We start from the raw sequence: 16,075 nt of genomic DNA, 5'->3' as shown, positions 1-16,075 counted from the left end.
TTCAAGTTTAGAACATGGCAAAGGCCGCATAGACAAACAGATAACGTCCAATTTTAGCGATGCTGACCATCAGCAGAAAACGGACGAGGTTTTCTTTTAATAGTCCCGCAATCAGGGTAATCGGATCACCAATGATAGGCACCCAGCTCAGCAGTAAAGACCAGTAACCATATTTCTGATAGGTCTTTTGCGCCTTGAGCATCTTATCTGCTGAAACCGGAAACCACTTTTTATTTTTATAATGCTCAATCTTGAGTCCCAGATACCAGTTCACACAAGAACCCAGTATATTCCCCAAACTGGCCACCGCAATTAACAGCACTGCATGCTGCTTGTTCTGCACTAAAAGCCCCAGCAAAACCGCTTCAGACTGTAAAGGTAGTAAGGTCGCTGCACCAAAGGCCGACAGAAACAGTAAAAATAGGCTCATTACAGCATTAATGGCTCAAGCCCATTTTTTTCTTGGCTTTACTGTATTCCCAACTGGACCAAACGACTGCCGTCACCATCGCCATGATCCGCGCCCACTTATACTGCTCATTGAGCGGTGCAATTGCAGCACGGAGAATCTGCTGATCTTTGGTATTTAGGGCAGCAATCACCTGATCGATATGCACAATTTCAGCAACATACAGCACTAAACATGCAGCAATGCCGAAAAGAATGCTCCAGTAAATTCGGGTATTACTTTCAACAATCTTGGTAAAGTTCAGAAGAAAATCGTTCATATATCCATCCAATAAAAAACCACCGTAAGGGTGGCTTTATTTGCTTAAGGCTATTTTAGCATAAAGGCAGACGCTTAACTGACCTGTATCGCCAGCGCTTTCTGAACTGCAGGACGAGCATTCAAGCGATCAATATATTTAGAGACTTCTGGATAGTCTTCCAGATTAATCTGCTGCCAGTCATGCCGTAATAACCAAGGGAAAATGGCCATATCGGCAATCGAGTATTCGCCAGCCACATACTCCTGCCCGACCAGCTGCTTATTCAACACCCCATATAAACGCTTGCTTTCATTGACATAGCGCTCTGTGGCATAAGCAATCCGCTCAGGTGCAAAACGGCTAAAGTGATGATTTTGCCCGAGCATCGGCCCCAAACCGCCCATTTGCCACATCAGCCACTGTTCGACCTGAATACGCTTCACTTCATCGGCTGGATAAAACAGACCTGTTTTGCGACCCAGATATTGCAAGATCGCACCTGACTCAAAAATTGAAATGGCGCGGCCATGTGGCCCATCCTGATCAACAATTGCCGGGATTTTATTATTGGGAGAAATAGCCAGAAAATCGGACTGGAACTGGTCATTTTCCAGAATATTGATGGGAATAATTTGATATTCCAGCCCCATTTCTTCTAGAGCAATACTAATTTTATGGCCGTTGGGGGTGCCCCAATAATATAAATCGATCATTTTCTTCTAATACTCCCTGCACTTTTACTATGCGACGATGTACTCAACATAGAGGATTTAGAAAGAAACAACAAGTCTGCATTTTAAAATTATTTTTCAATAAATATCAAAATCTTATTAAAAATTTATATATTTTTTTCTTTTTGATCTTGAAAATTTCAGCTCCAAACACATATTTATTTCTGCATAAGGATTGCGTCGATCTTATGCCCTGTCGATGTCTGACATGACAGATCTTATTTTCTTGTTTTTATAACTTTGCTTTAGTGAGAAGGTTCTAATCATGAGTAACTTAAATCTTCATCCATTATTTCGTCGTAGTATTGGCTTTGATCGCTTGAATGACTTTATTGACTATGCCATGCAAAGCGATGCGCCAAATTATCCACCATATAATATCGAAAAGCATGGTGAGAATAATTACCGTATCGTGGTGGCAACTGCGGGTTTTCGTCAGGAAGAACTCGACATTCGTCTGGAAAATAAGTTGCTGACCATCTTGGGCAAGCCTGAAAACCAGAGCAATGACACTATCGAATTCCTGCACAAAGGCATTGCACGACGTGCATTTAAATTGTCTTTACGTCTGGATGAATATATTGAGGTACAGCAGGCAGACTATGAAAATGGTTTATTGATCATCGACTTGCAGCGCATTATTCCAGAAGAAAAATTGCCACGTCAAATCCCGATTGGCAATAAACTGCTCATTGCAAACGATGAAAAATCAGTGGAATAAGCTTGATTAAGTACGCAAAGGAAGGTCCGAAAGGGCCTTTCTTTTTGGCTACAGATTACCTAAGCTCATTAAGGCAATACGCTTTCTGATCATAAAAATAAACCATGAATGTGCCAGAAAACATCCTGTTTCATCAAGCTAGCCCGATCATGCGCGCTATGGGATATTTACTGTTTTGTTATCCGGTCGGAATATTCAGCATTTTTTATTTCAGCAGTGTGCGTAGCAATTCCAGTTTTTTCCAAGGACTATTATTTTTATGGCAGGAGTCTCCTGACTTTTATATTTATATTGGCGGCTTTCTTGGTCTTTCGCTGCTTATGCTGGGAACTAAACTGAAAATCACCTCACAAGCTATTTATTATACTTTGGCCGGTTTCCGCATCAGCCTGTGCTTAAAACGACATTCGGTACAGTATAGCTTTCTGAATCCACGCTATGCTTCTCTCAAAGCACATCTCAAAAGCTGGCTCTATAACATGCCAGCGCATGTGATTAGTCAACGCGATGGCACTTTGGATTTTAAATTGTGCCAGCCCGGTCTGATGAATCAAATTTTTCTTGGATTTTTCCGGATTCAGCTGTCGATGTTTTCCCGCCCGCAAGCTCAACAGATTATGCAGGCCATACAAAGTGCCTGGAACTTTAGAGCATAAAAAAAGCCCTGCATATGCAGGGCTTTTTTCGCTTAATGAGTGCTTACTTTTTCTTTTTAGGACCAAGTAGCATACCCATTTGACGGCCTTCCATTTTCGGCATCTGCTCAACAGTACCGAATTCAGCCACGTCAGCTTCAATTTTTTGCAATTGAGCTAGACCCAACTGTTGGTGCGCCATTTCACGACCACGGAAACGAAGCGTGATTTTCACCTTGTTACCTTCTTCAAGGAACTTGATGATTGCACGTAGTTTTACGTTGTAATCACCAACATCAGTACCCGGGCGTAGCTTGATTTCTTTCACCTGGACTTGATGTTGTTTTTTCTTCGCTTCTTTCTGCTTTTGCTTAAGATCAAACAAATGCTTGTTGAAGTCCATGATCTTACATACTGGTGGTTCAGCGTTTGCTACGATCTCAACAAGATCAAGTTCAACACTTTCTGCTGCGCGTAGGGCGTCAGCTAAGCTTACAATCCCTTTCTGCTCACCATTTTCGTCTACAAGACGGACTTCTTTCGCACGAATTTCATCATTCAAGGCAGGACGGTTTGATTTGTTACCGCCCTGTTGATTACGGTCAGGCTGTTTAATCGCTGTTACTCCACAATGTACCGGCCGCGTTCGGCTACGGCTGCTTTTACTAGGTCAACGAAAGCATCGATTGACATAGTACCCAAATTTGTTCCTGAGCGGGTACGCACGTTTACGGTACCTTCCTCTACTTCACGGTCCCCAAGTACCAGTAAGTAAGGAATACGCTCTAATGTACGTTCACGAATCTTAAAGCCGATTTTCTCATTTCTCAAGTCAGAAATTGCACGGATACCGTTTTCTTTAAGTTTTGCGACGACTGACTCACATGCCTCAGCTTGAGAATCGGTAATGTTCATTACACATGCTTGCATTGGTGCCAACCAAGGTGGCATGAAGCCTGCGTAGTGTTCGATCAGTATACCAATAAAACGCTCGAAACTGCCAAGAATTGCACGATGTAACATTACTGGCTGATCGCGGTCATTATCTTCAGTGACATAAGACGCATCTAAACGTTCTGGCAAGTTAAAGTCACACTGAATGGTACCACACTGCCAGACACGACCTAAGCAGTCTTTCAGAGAGAATTCAATCTTCGGACCGTAGAATGCGCCCTCACCTGGTTGAAGCTCCCACTCAAGACCCGCAGCATCTAAAGCATCTGCCAAAGATTTTTCTGCCATATCCCAAAGCTTGTCATCACCCACACGTTTTTCAGGACGCGTCGACAACTTCATTTGTACTTCTTCAAAGCCAAAATCTTTGTATACATCCAGTGTCAATTTGATAAAGTCTGCAACTTCAGGACCAATCTGCTCTTTGGTACAGAAAATATGCGCGTCATCTTGGGTAAAGCCACGTACACGCATAATGCCGTGTAAAGAACCTGATGGTTCGTTACGGTGACATGAACCGAATTCTGCTAAACGTACAGGAAGATCACGGTATGACTTCAAGCCTTGATTGAACACTTGTACGTGACAAGGACAGTTCATTGGCTTCACCGCATAGTTACGGTTTTCAGAATGCGTAGTGAACATATTGTCTGCATAGTTAGCAGCATGTCCTGATTTTTCCCAGAGCGTGAAATCAACCACTTGCGGTGTACGGATTTCTTCATAACCGTTGTCTTGCTGAACTTTACGCATGTACTGTTCAAGAACCTGGTAAATGGTCCAGCCGTTCGGATGCCAGAACACCATACCTGGTGCTTCTTCTTGCATATGGAACAAGTCTAGCGCTTTACCGATTTTACGGTGATCGCGTTTTTCAGCTTCTTCAATACGTTTTACATAGGCAGCAAGCTGTTTTTTGTCTGCCCACGCTGTACCGTAAATACGTTGTAGCTGTTCGTTTTTCGCGTCACCGCGCCAGTAAGCACCAGAGATTTTAGTCAACTTGAACGATTTGAGGAATTTGGTATTTGGTACATGCGGACCACGGCACATATCCAAATAATCCTGATGGTAGTACAAGCCCATTTGTGTTTCTTCAGGCATGTCTGCGATCAGGCGCAATTTGTATTCTTCGCCACGCGCAGTGAATTCAGCAATGACTTCATCACGCGGCGTCATTTTTTTCACAACATCATAGTCTTGATCGATGAGCTTTTTCATACGCTCTTCAATCGCTGCCATGTCGTCTAAGGTAAACGGACGTGGCATCCAGATGTCATAGTAGAAACCTTCCTCAATGACCGGACCAATGACCATCTTTGCTTCTGGGAACAGTTGCTTAACCGCATGACCGACCAAATGCGCACAAGAATGGCGAATGATCTCGACACCGGCTTCGTCTTTAGGCGTGATAATTTGTAATGTTGCATCTTCAGTGATGAGATCAGACGCATCAACCAAACGATCGTTGACACGACCAGCAACTGTATTTTTTGCAAGACCAGGACCAATGCTAAGTGCAACGTCCATCACAGATACGGCGTGATCAAACTGTTTTTGATCGCCATTTGGCAAAGTGATAATTGGCATAAGAAATCCTTAAGGAGTGATGCCCCGTACCATGGAGCATATCACCGCGAGATTATGATCGAGGCACAGCCTCAAAAGATAAAAACGGTGGATAAATAAAATCGATTCGAATTTTACACGGCTTGGCCGCATGATTAAACCTTTTCCCAATAAAAATAAGATTTACCGTCAAATCTGTGCCTGATCTTTAAGGGCTTAAGCTCATTTTTGCCTTCAGAATGTGCTTATTCCCGGAACGTCTGCCACTCAATCAATGTTCGCTCATGATAAACATACAACTGGTCGAATTGCGGGATGACAGCTTCACTTTGTGTCGGTCTTAAAAACATATAATCATCGACATGAATATCGCACTGCATGGGCACCTGAAGCATTTCCTGATTACTGCTGCGGCCATACAACACATGCGGCCGGCTTTTTTCAGGGTAGATATAATCCGCTCGCCAATAGCCGCCATAAATAAATACGGCTTTATCTTGATGTGGAAGATAATTTAGTAGTTCCAAACCGGGAATCTGGCCACAAGGCAAAACTTTTAAAATGGGTGCGGCAATCCAGAGTGCACATTGCAGTTCAGCCAGATTCGCCAGATCAAAATCGCCTGGCTTGAGCAGCATCGAGCCAAAAGCCAGGTCATTACAGACACTTTGCTGGCAATGCTGCATAAAGGTCGGACTGCCACCGCCATTAAAACAGAGACCTTCATGCCATAAATCAGGGAATTGCTGCTGAATCATCGTTTTGTATTGTTGATACATCTGCTGCGATTGCTGATAACTTTTTTCAGGACTTTTCAGAATTTTTGGTAATTTGGCGACATGTGCATCATAGCCCATTAGACCCGAGAATTTGATATAAGCCGCGTTGTCCTGAATCAGCTCCATTAAGGCTATAAATTGCTGCTGCGTTTGTACGCCGCCACGATGCAGCCCTACATCAATTTCAATATTGACATTCAGGCAGGTATTCAAGCTTTGCGCGAGTTGCAGATATTGTTTTAATCGTTCCACATCATCAATTAGCCATTGAATAATTACTTGATCATTGGCTTTATTTTGATCAGACAAAGTTTGATAAAAATGTTTGACAGCCTGAATCGGCATCGGTTTACCCAACAAGATATCGGCTTGCTGAAATGTCCCTATAATCTCCAGCAGATGCGGCAGATGAAAGACCATAAAGCGCTGGGTATTTAGTTTTTCACTGGCCAGTTTGAGTAGCTGAATGCTGGCTAAAGACTTCACTACCAGACGTGGTTTTAACTTCGCAGGCAATTTTGACTGTACATAGTCCAAATTACGTTGATAGGTTTTTAAATCTAAAATCAGTTGCGGTGTGCCAGTGCCCTGCCGTTTTAATTCCTGCGTCAGTTGCTGAAAATAATTTGATTGCATCGCCCTCTCCTCATTTCCCAGATAAAAACAATTCTTTTAAATATGGATTCAGCCATTTTTGCTGTGGATCCAATTGCTGACGTAGCACCATGAAATTATCCCATTTCGGGTAGAGTTCGCGCAGCGAGGCTGCGCTCATACTATGTAACTTGCCCCAATGCGGTCGTCCCTGATATTTCTGTAAAATCGGCTCGACCAGATCAAAGATCGCGTGGTAATCCTGTTTATAAAATTGATGAATCGAAATGGAGACCGAATCACGCTGATAAAAAGGACTTAGCCAGATCTCATCGCCTTTGACATAACGAAACTCGATCGGGAAAAACATCGGCACTTGGTGTTTGCATAAAACATGCAGAATCTCGTCCAGACACTGCAAGCCAAACTCAACCGGAACCTGATATTCCATTTCATTAAATCTGGTCTTACGCGGAGTTGGAAAAATTCTGGATGAACAGTCTACATAACGAGTCGGTTTGACAAATACGCCGAGCAGTTTTTGCAGATAGGGATTTGTCTTTGGGAAGAGTCGCGTCAATTCCGAACATAGAGTCAATAAAATATCTTCCGGAAGCCAGCTATCTGTTCTCGGCTGAATGGTTGCATCCGTTTCATCCAGAGTTTTCAGCATCACTTGATCGGCATGTAAAAAAGCCCAAAATTCAATATACCGATGCTGATGTTTCCATTGATCAATATGGGTAAATATGTCTTTTAATGAACAGAGCCGAATCTGTTCTTTTAGTTTATATCGTGGTCGATTTTGCAGGGTTATTTGGGTCAATATGCCTAAGCTGCCCAATGCCACCCGTCCAGCCTGAAATATCTCAGCATTCTGCTCACGATGACATTGCAACAGCTCTCCATCCGCGGTCAGTAATTCAAAGCCTTCCACGAAAGCAGAGATGCAAGGTAAATCGATGCCCGTGCCATGCGTTCCGGTAGAAATCGCTCCGGCCAGACTTTGCTGGTCTATATCGCCCTGATTGATTAAGGCCTGATTGATCGGTACCAGATCTTTCCCCAAATCATATAAACGCGTCCCGGCCCGCACGGTGCATTGGGTTTTCTCTTGATCAAAGGCAACGATACCTTTTAACAAATCGAGATTAAGCAACACCTCATCTGTTTTGGCCAATGGGCTAAATGAATGTCCTGCACCCACTGCACGAATGTGTGCATGGGTCTTCACTAAACTTTGTAATTCACTGATCTGGCTGGGCTGAACAATCCGAGCGGCACTGAACTGGCTCCCCGACCAGTTTCGCCAGACGTCATTCGCCTGTTGTATTTTCATTATTCTTCCTGGACTCATATTATTTTAATGGCTGAACTAGAGTAAAATACCTAAAAAATCAAACTTGGGAACCCATGCGTTCAAAACATTTAAGTAGGGTTAAATATTTTTATTAATATTCAAATACTTAAAATTTGTAAAATCGTACTCGACTAAAGCATAAATGCAAGATTTCTGAGAAATACATATCTTTTCAACAGGATATGAAAATAAATATAGAATGGAGTTTTCCAATGGTTAGCGCATATGATGAATTACCGCGTACCCCTGCAAATTTTGTAGCCTTATCACCTTTACGCTATCTTGATCGTGCAGCTTATATCTATCCCAATCAGAATGCGATTATTCACGGTAAACGCCGGATCACCTGGCGTGAGAAATACAATCGTTGTCGTCAGTTTGCCAACCAACTCCAAAAACTAGGTATCGGTAAAAATGATACCGTGTCTGTCCTGCTGCCTAACGTCCCTGCCATGATCGAAGCACATTTTGCTGTACCGATGGCAGGTGCAGTCCTGAATACTTTAAATACCCGTCTCGATGCCAAAACACTGGCTTTTATGCTGGAACACGCTGAAAGCAAAGTGCTCTTGGTCGATCCTGAATTTACCGCACTTGCGACTGAAGCACTTGCCTTGGTGTCACAGGATATTTATGTCATTGATGTGGCCGATGCAGAGTTTGAAGGTGAAGATAAGCGTATTGGTCAAATCGAATATGAAGACTGGATTGCGCAAGGCGACGCAAACTTTGAATGGCATTTGCCTCAAGATGAATGGGATGCTATCAGCTTAAGTTATACCTCCGGTACCACCGGCAATCCGAAAGGCGTGGTCTATCATCATCGCGGTGCCTACATTAACGCAGCCAGTAATATTATCGCCTGTGGCATGACACCACGCGCTACCTATTTATGGACACTTCCGCTGTTCCACTGTAATGGCTGGTGCTTTGCCTGGACCATGGCGGCCAATGGCGGAACCAACGTTTGCTTGCGTAAAGTCGATGCTGAACTGATCTTTAAACTGATTGCTGAACATAAAGTCGATTACTTCTGTGGGGCACCGATTGTCTTGTCAATGCTGATTAACGCACCTGAAGAGAAAAAGGCCAAGATTGATCACCGTGTCGAAGTGATGGTCGCGGGTGCTGCACCGCCAGCTGCGATTATCGAAGGCATGCGCAATATCGGTATTAATGTAACGCATGTTTATGGCTTGACTGAGACCTATGGCCCTTCTGCCCTATGTGCATCTCAGGCAGGCTGGAGTGATTTATCCATTCAGGAACAGGCGCAGTTGCACTCCCGTCAGGGCGTACCGTATCCATTGCAAGATGGCATGAAAGTACTTGATCCGGATACCATGCAGGAAGTGCCACACGATGGCCAGACCATGGGTGAAATCATGTTCCGTGGCAATATCGTGATGAAAGGCTATCTGAAAAATCCCGAAGCTACCGCGGAAGCCTTTGCGGGAGGCTGGTTCCATACAGGAGATCTGGCAGTTTGCCAACCGGATGGCTATGCCAAAATTACCGACCGCTCTAAAGACGTGATTATTTCCGGCGGAGAAAATATTTCTTCACTTGAAGTGGAGGAAGTACTGTATCAGCATCCGGCGGTGCTGACTGCGGCGGTAGTCGCCAAGCCTGATCCACGCTGGCAGGAAGTTCCTTGTGCCTTTATCGAACTCAAAGAAGGAATAACAGCTTCGGAAGAAGAAATTATGGAATTCTGCCGTGAGCATCTGGCCCGTTTTAAAGTGCCTAAGGATGTGGTGATTACCGAAATTCCAAAAACTTCGACCGGAAAATTGCAGAAATTTGTTTTACGTGAATGGGCCAAAGAGCGCGCGCAAGGTGAATTCTCTTAATTCCATACAAACGTGTTCTTTCAAAATCTACTCAATAAAAAATCGTGCTAAGAAAACTTAGCACGATTTTTTATTGAAATAACCTCTCCCAAACCCTCTCCTGCAAGGAGAGGACTTTAAGGAACTTACATCTCAACCATTTCTACCCCATCAATGCGTGCCACAGTCATCAAGTCTTTATCACCACGACCTGAAACCGTCGCAATAATAATCTGATCCTTGTCCATGGTCGGTGCAAGTTTAGTGACATAAGCCATAGCATGTGCGCTTTCTAACGCCGGAATAATGCCTTCAATCTTGGTCAAGTCGCGGAAACCCTGTAAAGCTTCCTGATCATTGATCGGCACGTATTTCACGCGATCCATATCTTTCAGAAAACTATGTTCCGGACCCACACCCGGATAATCCAGACCTGCAGAAATTGAATGTGTTTCGATGATCTGGCCTTGCGCATCCGACATCAGATAAGTACGGTTACCATGCAGAACACCGACATGACCGGCATTCAATGGCGCAGAATGTTTACCTGATTCAATCCCATGACCTGCTGCTTCAACGCCGTACATTTTCACATCTTGGTCATTCAGGAATGGATAGAACAAGCCCATTGCATTAGATCCACCACCGACACATGCTACCAGGGCATCTGGTAAACGGCCAGCCTGTTCCAGAATCTGACGGCGTGCTTCACGACCAATGATCGACTGGAAATCACGAACCAGTTGCGGATATGGGTGTGGACCTGCCACAGTACCAATCACGTAATAAGTTGAATCAACATTGGTCACCCAGTCACGCATGGCTTCATTCATGGCATCTTTTAAGGTTTTAGAGCCACTTTCTACCGGCACAACCGTCGCGCCTAATAAACGCATACGGTAGACGTTCATCGCCTGACGTTTTACATCGTCTGCGCCCATGAATACTACACATTCAAGACCTAAACGTGCTGCAATTGTTGCCGTTGCTACACCATGCTGGCCTGCACCTGTTTCGGCAATAATACGTTTCTTGCCGGAAAGCTTCGCCAGTAAGGCCTGACCGATTGTGTTATTTACTTTGTGCGAACCGGTATGGTTCAGGTCTTCACGTTTCAGGTAAATCTGTGCGCCACCCAACTCTTTCGACCATCGTTCAGCATGATATAAAGGACTCGGACGACCGACGTAAAACGCCATGTCACGGTCAAATTCTGCCAAAAACTGCGCATCATCTTTCATACGGAAATAGAGCTTTTCCAAGTCTTCTAAAGCCGCCATGAGTGTTTCTGACACAAAACGTCCGCCATGAATACCGAAATGCCCGCGTTCATCCGGGAATTGGGTATAGTCAACTGCCTGACTGTTCTGGCTAGTACTTTGCTGATCCACGATGGACTCCTTGCATAAAGCGTTCTATGAGTTGTTGGTCTTTAATACCTTTTGCGGACTCGACACCGCCACTCACATCCACGGCATAAGCCTGTGTGGTGAGAATTGCCTGTTCGATATTGTCAGGATTTAAACCGCCTGCCAAGATCAAGGGAATATTGAGTTTGGGAAATGTGTCCCAATCGAAGCTGTGCCCTGTGCCACCTTTCAGATCAGGATGCCATGCATCTAATAGCACTGCGCTTGCGCCTGCATCTTGATAACCTTGAATTTCTGCGACTGCATCCAGATCAGGTTTTACCTGAATGGCTTTATACCAACGGCGTCCGACCTGCTGGGCGATAGCCTGACACTGTTCAGGTGTTTCATCGCCATGAAATTGTAAAATATCCAGCGGTATTTTATTTAAAATCGCCTGGATTTCATCTGCGTGACTATTCACAAATAAACCCACCGCCTGTACATAAGCTGGAACCGACTGAATCAGGATTTCAGCCTGCTCTAAAGTGACATGCCGCGGACTCGGTGGATAAAATACAAATCCTATCGCGTCACAGCCAGCATTGGCTACGGCATGTACATCTTCAACTCGGGTGATTCCACAAATTTTGGCACGGGTTCGCATATTATGTTGGCTCTAGATCTACCAATGTATTGAACAATCTGTAAGATTGGGGCAAATCATTGTAATGCAATTTTTCTGACTTGCGTAAAAGTTCATCCGGATTATTCTCGATGCAGATTGTTTATAAGGCATACAAACTTTATACTGCGCTCACTTTGCAGCAAGTCCAAGCCTTCAGGCTTTAGGGAAGCTGGTGTAAATCCAGCACTGCCCCCGCAACGGTAAAAAATGAAACGTCTATCAATTTAAACTCTTCGGTTTACACCACTGCATCTTGATGTGGGAAGGTGGATATACAGCAAAGTCGCTGCTTTGCACATTTAAGTCCGGAAACCTGCTTGTTGTGTTCTATAACTCAATCATTCACGGGGAAGTGAATGTAGGGAGCTTTAACATGTCACTTCATTGTCAACCTACTGCCTTGGTAGGTGCGATCGCACTTGCGTTGGGTACCACCTCATCTGTTTTTGCTAACGAGCAAAAAGTTGCGAAAGCATCTTTAGATACCATTGTGGTCACGGCAACTCGCTCTGCAGAAAACATTGAAAATGTACCAGCGCGTATTTCGATTATTGAACCTGTAATTCTTGAGCAATCACCTCTTAAAGCACTACCAGATTTACTCAAAACAGACCCAAGTATTAATGTCGTGCAATCGGGTGGTTATGGCCAGCAAACTTCTATTTTTTTACGCGGTACCAATTCCAATCAAGTTTTAGTACTACGTGATGGTGTTCGTTTAAATACAGCCACCACAGGTGCAGCGTCTATTCCTTTTTTAGACACCACTGATCTTAAACAGATTGAAGTATTAAAAGGCCCTGCGTCTGTGCTTTATGGTACAGACGCAATTGGTGGTGTAGTGCAGTTTGTAACAAAAACGCCTGAAAAAACGAGTGCCTTTGTAACAGGTGAAATTGGTGAGAATCAAACCTACAAATCAATTATTGGGGCTGACTTGGCAGAAAATGGGGTGTATGCGCAGATTCGCGGTCAAGTTTTAGAAACTGACGGCACACCTGTATTCAATATCAATGACAACCGTGACTACAGTTATGATCAAAAAGGCTATAGTGCAAAATTCGGTATTGAAAAAGAGCGTTATGCAACATCACTCGATTACAGTCAAAATTCAGGAAATGTCCAATACAGTAATTGGGGTGCATTTTCCAGCCAAGATTTTGAAAATAAAATTGTAAACTTAAAAGGTCGTATTAACCCAACACAAGCCACTGAAATTAATGCACGTCTATCTCAGTTTAAAGATGACTTAGATCAGGTCACATCAAGCAGCTTTGTACATAGCACCACGCAAGAAGCAGAAATCTATGGCAAATGGAATTTCACAGCAGCACAAAATGTTTTACTGGGCATTACCCAGCGTAATACCGATGCAAAAACCCAGGCTATTGATGAAGATATTAATTCAACAGGCTACTATATTCAGCATCAGTATCAGACAAATAGCTTAAGCACTCAGATGGGTGTGCGTGTCGAAGATAACGAAAAATTTGGCTCACATACCGTTGCACAAGGTGGTATCCGTTATCAATTGCTCCCTAATACCAGCATTTATACCAATATTGGTTCAGCATTTAAGGCACCGACTTTAAATGATATGTATGCTTTTGGCGGCAATGATCAACTGAAGCCTGAAGAAAGCATTTCGTATGAAATGGGGATAGATCAAAAACTTCCATTAAATATTTTAGTAGGTGCTTCCGCTTTCTATACGGAAGTCGATAATTTAATTAATTCGGAATGTATTATTGATTGTGGAGAAGAGTGGCTTCCAACTACTGTTTACCAAAACCAAAACATTGATGAAGCCAAGATGACTGGCGGCGAATTGACGGCACAATGGGCAAAAGATCAGTTCTTTATTAATGCCGGTTACACTTATGTCAAAACTGAAGATACGAAACAGAATTCAGAGCTATTACGTCGCCCTCGTCAGTCATTCACTGTATCGACAGGTCTACAAAATGCCGATTACGGTTTAAGTGCTGCAATGGTAGCAAAATCGAAAGCGAAGGACTTTAGTCGTGATATTCCAGGTTATGCACGTGTTGACTTAAATGCATATTGGAATATTAATCCAACAGTTAAACTGTTTACTAACATTGAAAATGTCGGTGATGTGAAATACAAAACTGTGCATAGCGCTGGTGACCAGTACTATGTGAACGGTGGCCGTCTCGCTTCTGCAGGCATCACCTTTAAATACTAAGCTCTAAACAGCAAAAAACTTTAAAACAGCGCAGTTTATGGATAATGTTATGACCGACATTATCCTTTTTTATTATCTTCATTAAAAATTCAAGGAACACATATGGGCCACCGTTTAAGCAAAATCTACACCCGCACAGGCGATTCAGGTACCACAGGACTCGGTGATGGCTCACGTGTTGCCAAAGATGATTTGCGTATCACAGCACTCGGTGATGTCGACGAACTAAATGCCGTGATTGGCGTATTACGTGCACAAATTTCAGCAAGTAACATTGAAGATCAAGCTACTTGGGATAAATCTTTAAGCCTGATCCAGCACTGGTTATTTGATCTGGGCGGTGAAGTGTGTATTCCGGGTTTTAATCTGGTGCAACCGATATCGATTGAGTTTCTGGAAAATGATATCGACCGCATGAATGAAGCTTTGCCGATGTTAAAAGATTTTATTCTGCCTGCTGGAACGTTGGTGTGCAGCTTTGCCCATCAGGCCCGCGTTGTTTGTCGTCGTGCAGAACGCAGCGTGATGTCGGTACATCACCGTGACCAAAACATTCAGGCAGCGTCACTGCAACTACTTAACCGTTTATCGGACTGGTTATTTGTAGCATCACGTACCCTGCAACGTGCTGAGGGCGGTTCCGAAGTGCTGTGGCAAAAAAATATCAATGACAGCATCGAAAAGTAAAATTATGTTTCAAGTTGCTATCTAAAAATACACGTCAGATGTCTCTTGATTTTACAGAACATCTGACGAAAATAGAAAGTGTCACTCTTCTGTCACGTAGCCCTCGCAAAATGAACTTAACTTTCCCACTCATGAGCATCTTATGCGCATAATTGGTCATCGTGGTGCACGTGGCGAAGCCCCTGAAAATACCTTGGGCGGTTTTCAATATATTCAGGAGATCGGCATTCGCGCCGTTGAGTTTGATGTCCGTCAGCTCAAAGACAATGCCTTAATCATCATGCATGATGACGACTTTGTGCGTACCACCGGTTTGCAGAAGCATCTATACGAGTGTAACCGTCAAGATCTTACCCAATATAATCACGCAGTGGCCTGGTCAGAATGGAATAAAATTGAATCGACCCCACTGCTCGATCAAACCTTAAATGTCATTCGAAATTTCGAGCATATTGAAGTCGAAATTAAAAGCGTAGCATCTGAAGCAGCAGCTGAAAAAATCGCGTTTGAAGTCGAACAGCAGTTACAAGGCTATGAGCAGGCAGCTATTATTACCAGCTTTGATGCCAAAATTCTGGATGCTTTCAAACAGCAAAACTCACGTTTAAAACGCGGTTTATTGATTGAAACCGATGTCAAACATCAGGCCATTGATCAGGCGCTGGAACTTGGATGCTGTCATATTGGCTGGATGGATGAACTGGCCAGTAAAGACCTGATTCAGGCCACTCAGGCTGCCGAGTTGAATATCAGTGTCTGGACGGTCAATGATGTGACCCGAGCTAGACAGCTGCGAGACTGGGGCATTCAGGGGCTGATTACCGATTATCCAAAATTGATGCTACAACAACTCTAGATAATCTCTCTTAGCCTTGATTGATCTCGGTATTTCTTGACCCAGTTCATGTCGATAATACAATAAGGAAAGCGTGAATCGTCCTTAATCAGATTTTATTTGAAAGTGAAATAAAGTTGTCCAACATCTATATTCCGCAAATTTGCTGATAATATTGTAGAAATTATGAACAACCATTTTCCTCTGATTCATTCGGTTTCCATTTTCTGAAAGAGTGATAATCCTCAGTCACTTAGTAGGAAATCAGAACCCGTCTACGCTCGCAAAATGGTCACTTCTGCCCTACTAATTCTGTTACCGACAAGTACAATACAACCGTACAATAATGCTAGTGATGCCTTAGGGCACATGCTAATATGGACAAGATAGGCTGCTGTTAAAACCAACAGTAGTTTCTGCTT

General features: G+C 43.5%; 15 protein-coding genes and 1 riboswitch. Of the genes, 6 read left to right on the top strand and 9 right to left on the bottom strand.

Going from position 1 to position 16,075, the window contains the following annotated elements:
• Positions 1 to 7: 7 nt before the first annotated feature.
• The 3 genes from NI465_RS09445 to NI465_RS09435 form a co-directional block, all read right to left on the bottom strand.
• Positions 8 to 430 carry a YqaA family protein gene (locus NI465_RS09445; RefSeq protein ID WP_004732949.1) on the bottom strand — a complete coding sequence of 141 codons (423 nt, stop codon included), beginning with the start codon at positions 428 to 430 and terminating at the stop codon, positions 8 to 10.
• Positions 431 to 437: 7 nt separating this feature from the next.
• Positions 438 to 728 carry a hypothetical protein gene (locus NI465_RS09440; RefSeq protein WP_004732951.1) on the bottom strand — a complete coding sequence of 97 codons (291 nt, stop codon included), beginning with the start codon at positions 726 to 728 and terminating at the stop codon, positions 438 to 440.
• Between the two features lie 74 nt (positions 729 to 802).
• Entirely contained in the window at positions 803 to 1,423 is a 621-nt protein-coding gene (locus NI465_RS09435) for a glutathione S-transferase family protein (RefSeq protein ID WP_155861722.1), read from the bottom strand.
• A 283-nt stretch (positions 1,424 to 1,706) separates the two neighbouring features.
• Between NI465_RS09435 and NI465_RS09430 the strand changes: the two genes are divergently transcribed.
• A complete protein-coding gene (locus NI465_RS09430) occupies positions 1,707 to 2,162 on the top strand; it encodes an Hsp20 family protein (RefSeq protein WP_224217215.1) in 456 nt (151 codons plus the stop codon).
• Between the two features lie 104 nt (positions 2,163 to 2,266).
• Positions 2,267 to 2,818 carry a hypothetical protein gene (locus NI465_RS09425; protein WP_005250778.1) on the top strand — a complete coding sequence of 184 codons (552 nt, stop codon included), beginning with the start codon at positions 2,267 to 2,269 and terminating at the stop codon, positions 2,816 to 2,818.
• A 43-nt stretch (positions 2,819 to 2,861) separates the two neighbouring features.
• On the opposite strand, the gene infC is transcribed toward NI465_RS09425, so the two are convergent.
• The 4 genes from infC to NI465_RS09405 form a co-directional block, all read right to left on the bottom strand.
• Positions 2,862 to 3,413, bottom strand: coding sequence for a translation initiation factor IF-3 (gene infC / locus NI465_RS09420; RefSeq protein WP_071850398.1), 552 nt, complete (start codon positions 3,411 to 3,413; stop codon positions 2,862 to 2,864).
• Positions 3,414 to 3,418: 5 nt separating this feature from the next.
• A complete protein-coding gene (thrS, locus tag NI465_RS09415) occupies positions 3,419 to 5,341 on the bottom strand; it encodes a threonine--tRNA ligase (protein WP_004278291.1) in 1,923 nt (640 codons plus the stop codon).
• A 224-nt stretch (positions 5,342 to 5,565) separates the two neighbouring features.
• On the bottom strand, positions 5,566 to 6,735 hold the full coding sequence (locus NI465_RS09410; RefSeq protein WP_253145111.1) for an alanine racemase: 1,170 nt from the start codon (positions 6,733 to 6,735) through the stop codon (positions 5,566 to 5,568).
• 10 nt (positions 6,736 to 6,745) lie between these two features.
• On the bottom strand, positions 6,746 to 8,032 hold the full coding sequence (locus NI465_RS09405) for a D-arabinono-1,4-lactone oxidase (protein WP_253145109.1): 1,287 nt from the start codon (positions 8,030 to 8,032) through the stop codon (positions 6,746 to 6,748).
• A 233-nt stretch (positions 8,033 to 8,265) separates the two neighbouring features.
• On the opposite strand from NI465_RS09405, the gene NI465_RS09400 reads away from it, so the two are divergent.
• Positions 8,266 to 9,906, top strand: coding sequence for an acyl-CoA synthetase (locus NI465_RS09400; RefSeq protein ID WP_005103303.1), 1,641 nt, complete (start codon positions 8,266 to 8,268; stop codon positions 9,904 to 9,906).
• Between the two features lie 125 nt (positions 9,907 to 10,031).
• Here NI465_RS09400 and trpB read toward each other — a convergent pair whose 3' ends face one another.
• A complete protein-coding gene (trpB, locus tag NI465_RS09395; RefSeq protein ID WP_004732965.1) occupies positions 10,032 to 11,276 on the bottom strand; it encodes a tryptophan synthase subunit beta in 1,245 nt (414 codons plus the stop codon).
• On the bottom strand, positions 11,257 to 11,901 hold the full coding sequence (locus NI465_RS09390; RefSeq protein WP_005103301.1) for a phosphoribosylanthranilate isomerase: 645 nt from the start codon (positions 11,899 to 11,901) through the stop codon (positions 11,257 to 11,259). Before NI465_RS09390 ends, trpB begins: the two co-directional genes overlap by 20 nt.
• Positions 11,902 to 12,046: 145 nt before the next feature.
• Positions 12,047 to 12,257: riboswitch (cobalamin riboswitch) on the top strand.
• 38 nt (positions 12,258 to 12,295) lie between these two features.
• On the opposite strand from NI465_RS09390, the gene NI465_RS09385 reads away from it, so the two are divergent.
• The 3 genes from NI465_RS09385 to NI465_RS09375 all read left to right on the top strand — a co-directional run bounded on the left by NI465_RS09385 (position 12,296) and on the right by NI465_RS09375 (position 15,674).
• A complete protein-coding gene (locus NI465_RS09385) occupies positions 12,296 to 14,131 on the top strand; it encodes a TonB-dependent receptor plug domain-containing protein (RefSeq protein ID WP_005103300.1) in 1,836 nt (611 codons plus the stop codon).
• A gap of 102 nt (positions 14,132 to 14,233) precedes the next feature.
• Positions 14,234 to 14,818, top strand: a complete 585-nt coding sequence (locus NI465_RS09380) for a cob(I)yrinic acid a,c-diamide adenosyltransferase (protein ID WP_253145108.1) — start codon at positions 14,234 to 14,236, stop codon at positions 14,816 to 14,818.
• A 142-nt stretch (positions 14,819 to 14,960) separates the two neighbouring features.
• On the top strand, positions 14,961 to 15,674 hold the full coding sequence (locus NI465_RS09375) for a glycerophosphodiester phosphodiesterase (protein WP_005103297.1): 714 nt from the start codon (positions 14,961 to 14,963) through the stop codon (positions 15,672 to 15,674).
• Positions 15,675 to 16,075 lie beyond the last annotated feature (401 nt).

The sequence above is a fragment of the Acinetobacter lwoffii genome (genome assembly GCF_024129855.1).
Lineage (GTDB): Bacteria > Pseudomonadota > Gammaproteobacteria > Pseudomonadales > Moraxellaceae > Acinetobacter > Acinetobacter lwoffii_L.
Note: the sequence above shows the minus strand (reverse complement) of the source record. Positions and strands in the feature narration are given on the sequence as shown.

Bases quoted from the DNA above. Each gene is read 5' to 3' on its own strand.
- NI465_RS09445 (WP_004732949.1), bottom strand. From the start codon at position 430: ATGAGCCTATTTTTACTGTTTCTGTCGGCCTTTGGTGCAGCGACCTTA.
- NI465_RS09390 (WP_005103301.1), bottom strand. From the start codon at position 11,901: ATGCGAACCCGTGCCAAAATTTGTGGAATCACCCGAGTTGAAGATGTA.
- NI465_RS09375 (WP_005103297.1), top strand. From the start codon at position 14,961: ATGCGCATAATTGGTCATCGTGGTGCACGTGGCGAAGCCCCTGAAAAT.
- thrS (WP_004278291.1), bottom strand. From the start codon at position 5,341: ATGCCAATTATCACTTTGCCAAATGGCGATCAAAAACAGTTTGATCAC.
- NI465_RS09410 (WP_253145111.1), bottom strand. From the start codon at position 6,735: ATGCAATCAAATTATTTTCAGCAACTGACGCAGGAATTAAAACGGCAG.
- NI465_RS09435 (WP_155861722.1), bottom strand. From the start codon at position 1,423: ATGATCGATTTATATTATTGGGGCACCCCCAACGGCCATAAAATTAGT.
- NI465_RS09400 (WP_005103303.1), top strand. From the start codon at position 8,266: ATGGTTAGCGCATATGATGAATTACCGCGTACCCCTGCAAATTTTGTA.
- NI465_RS09440 (WP_004732951.1), bottom strand. From the start codon at position 728: ATGAACGATTTTCTTCTGAACTTTACCAAGATTGTTGAAAGTAATACC.
- NI465_RS09385 (WP_005103300.1), top strand. From the start codon at position 12,296: ATGTCACTTCATTGTCAACCTACTGCCTTGGTAGGTGCGATCGCACTT.
- NI465_RS09425 (WP_005250778.1), top strand. From the start codon at position 2,267: ATGAATGTGCCAGAAAACATCCTGTTTCATCAAGCTAGCCCGATCATG.
- NI465_RS09430 (WP_224217215.1), top strand. From the start codon at position 1,707: ATGAGTAACTTAAATCTTCATCCATTATTTCGTCGTAGTATTGGCTTT.
- NI465_RS09380 (WP_253145108.1), top strand. From the start codon at position 14,234: ATGGGCCACCGTTTAAGCAAAATCTACACCCGCACAGGCGATTCAGGT.
- NI465_RS09405 (WP_253145109.1), bottom strand. From the start codon at position 8,032: ATGAAAATACAACAGGCGAATGACGTCTGGCGAAACTGGTCGGGGAGC.